This is a genomic window from Fluoribacter dumoffii NY 23 (assembly GCF_000236165.1).
Lineage (GTDB): Bacteria > Pseudomonadota > Gammaproteobacteria > Legionellales > Legionellaceae > Legionella > Legionella dumoffii.
Genome location: NZ_CM001373.1, coordinates 285,781 through 289,069, shown reverse-complemented (window position 1 = coordinate 289,069; position 3,289 = coordinate 285,781). Strand labels below are relative to the sequence as shown.

Sequence of the window (3,289 nt, the reverse complement as noted above, 5' to 3'; positions counted from 1 at the left end):
ACCCTGGCGATGACCTACTTTCACATGAGGAGACCTCACACTATCATTGGCGCGGGTTCGTTTCACTTCTGAGTTCGAGATGGAGTCAGGTGGTTCCAAACCGCTATGGTCGCCAGGAAAACTGGTTTGACATGATCAATTGGGCATATTATACCCGAATCATGCACGAGGTAAATAAAGAGGACACACTATTTTGTATTTATTTCGGGGCAGGTGTCCTACCCCAGGTATTGATTCAGTTCATCTGAAGTAACTCAGATTATATGGTCAAGACAATCAGCCAATTAGTACAAGTTAGCTGCACGCATTACTGCGCTTCCACACCTTGCCTATCAACGTCGTAGTCTCCAACGGGCTTCATGGGAAAACTCATCTTGAGGGAGGCTTCCCGCTTAGATGCTTTCAGCGGTTATCCCGTCCGAACTTAGCTACCCGGCAATGCCACTGGCGTGACAACCGGTACACCAGAGGTTCGTCCACTCCGGTCCTCTCGTACTAGGAGCAGCTCCTCTCAATTTTCCTACGCCCACGGCAGATAGGGACCGAACTGTCTCACGACGTTCTAAACCCAGCTCGCGTACCACTTTAAATGGCGAACAGCCATACCCTTGGGACCTGCTTCAGCCCCAGGATGTGATGAGCCGACATCGAGGTGCCAAACACCGCCGTCGATATGAACTCTTGGGCGGTATCAGCCTGTTATCCCCGGAGTACCTTTTATCCGTTGAGCGATGGCCCTTCCATACAGAACCACCGGATCACTAAGACCTACTTTCGTACCTGCTCGAGCCGTCGCTCTCGCAGTCAAGCACCCTTATGCCTTTACACTCTTGGTACGATGTCCGACCGTACCGAGGGTACCTTTGTGCTCCTCCGTTACTCTTTGGGAGGAGACCGCCCCAGTCAAACTACCCATCATACACTGTCCTCATCCCGGATTACGGGACCAAGTTAGAACCTCAATAACAACAGGGTGGTATTTCAAGGTCGGCTCCATGAGAACTAGCGTCCTCACTTCAAAGCCTCCCACCTATCCTACACAGTTATCATCAAAGTCCAGTGCAAAACTATAGTAAAGGTTCACGGGGTCTTTCCGTCTAGCCGCGGGTACACTGCATCTTCACAGCGATTTCAATTTCACTGAGTCTCGGGTGGAGACAGTGTGGCCATCGTTACGCCATTCGTGCAGGTCGGAACTTACCCGACAAGGAATTTCGCTACCTTAGGACCGTTATAGTTACGGCCGCCGTTTACCGGGGCTTCGATCAAGAGCTTCTCCGAAGATAACCCCATCAATTAACCTTCCGGCACCGGGCAGGCGTCACACCCTATACGTCTTCTTACGAATTTGCAGAGTGCTGTGTTTTTAATAAACAGTCGCAGCCACCTGGTCTCTGCGGCCCTCTCCAGCTCTGAAAGTAAATCCCATCACCAGAAAGGGCGTACCTTCTCCCGAAGTTACGGTACCATTTTGCCTAGTTCCTTCACCCGAGTTCTCTCAAGCGCCTTAGTATTCTCTACCTGTCCACCTGTGTCGGTTTGCGGTACGGTTCTCTATAAGTTATGGCTAGCAGCTTTTCCTGGAAGCCGGGCATCAATAACTTCGCTGTACACCGAAGTGTCAGCACCATGTCGCACCTCAGGGTTAATGGTAAACCGGATTTGCCTAGTCTACCCCCCTACATGCACATACCAGGACAACCAACGCCTGGCTTATCTAGCCTTCTTCGTCCCCACTTCACCACTTATAAAAAGTCCAGGAATATTAACCTGGTTCCCATCGACTACGCTCTTCAGCCTCGCCTTAGGGGCCGACTCACCCTGCTCCGATTAACGTCGTGCAGGAAACCTGGGACTTCCGGCGTGAGGGCTTTTCACCCTCATTATCGTTACTCATGTCAGCATTCGCACTTCTGATACCTCCAGCAGACTTCTCAATCCACCTTCATCAGCCTACAGAACGCTCCCCTACCACGTGCACTTAGTGCACATCCGCAGCTTCGGTGACTAGTTTTAGCCCCGTTACATCTTCCGCGCAGGCCGACTCGACCAGTGAGCTATTACGCTTTCTTTAAAGGGTGGCTGCTTCTAAGCCAACCTCCTGGCTGTCTATGCCTTCCCACATCGTTTCCCACTTAACTAGTACTTTGGGACCTTAGCTGGCGGTCTGGGTTGTTTCCCTCTTCACGACGGACGTTAGCACCCGCCGTGTGTCTCCCGTGATTCAATTAGCCGGTATTCGGAGTTTGCATCGGTTTGGTAAGCCATGACAGCCCCCTAGCCGAAACAGTGCTCTACCCCCAGTAATCATTCACGAGGCGCTACCTAAATAGCTTTCGGGGAGAACCAGCTATCTCCGGGCTTGATTAGCCTTTCACTCCTAGTCACACGTCATCCGATAATTTTTCAACATTACCCGGTTCGGACCTCCAGTTGGTGTTACCCAACCTTCATCCTGCACATGACTAGATCGCCCGGTTTCGGGTCTACTCACAGCGACTCGCGCCCTATTCAGACTCGATTTCTCTACGGCTTCCTTATTCAGTTAACCTCGCCACTGAAAGTAACTCGCTGACCCATTATACAAAAGGTACGCAGTCACATCTCCGAAGAAATGCTCCCACTGCTTGTACGCAAACGGTTTCAGGTTCTATTTCACTCCCCTCTCCGGGGTTCTTTTCGCCTTTCCCTCACGGTACTGGTTCACTATCGGTCAGTAAGTAGTATTTAGCCTTGGATGATGGTCCACCCATATTCAACCAGGATTACACGTGTCCCGGCCTACTTGTTCGCGTGCTTAGTTCCTAATACAACCTGCATATACGGGGCTTTCACCCTCTATGGCCAACTTTCCCAAGTTGTTCTATTTCATTGTATTATAAATCACACCAGGCTCTTCCCCGTTCGCTCGCCGCTACTTGGAGAATCTCAATTGATTTCTTTTCCTTCGGGTACTTAGATGTTTCAGTTCCCCGAGTTCGCCTCTACAACCTATGTATTCAGTTGCAGATGACCATACTCACGTATGGCCGGGTTCCCCCATTCGGACATCTCTGGTTAAACGCTCGTTTCCAGCTCACCAGAGCTTTTCGCAGGATTCCACGTCCTTCTTCGCCTCTTACTGCCAAGGCATCCACCGTTTGCGCTTCTCTTCTTGACCATATAATCTCAATTACCTCAAAATCATACGGCTTTGCTGTTTCAATACAAGTACGCTTGTGTTACCTCTTTATTTACCAAATTTTTAATGAACGTCTGGTTATTCCAGATTAAAACACTCTCATAAAAA

At 50.1% G+C, this 3,289-nt stretch carries 2 rRNA genes; both read right to left on the bottom strand.

Annotated features, from left to right (window positions below):
• Position 1: 1 nt before the first annotated feature.
• Positions 2–117: ribosomal RNA gene (gene rrf / locus KYQ_RS01350) — 5S ribosomal RNA — on the bottom strand.
• A 146-nt stretch (positions 118–263) separates the two neighbouring features.
• Positions 264–3,160, bottom strand: a 23S ribosomal RNA gene (locus KYQ_RS01345).
• Positions 3,161–3,289 lie beyond the last annotated feature (129 nt).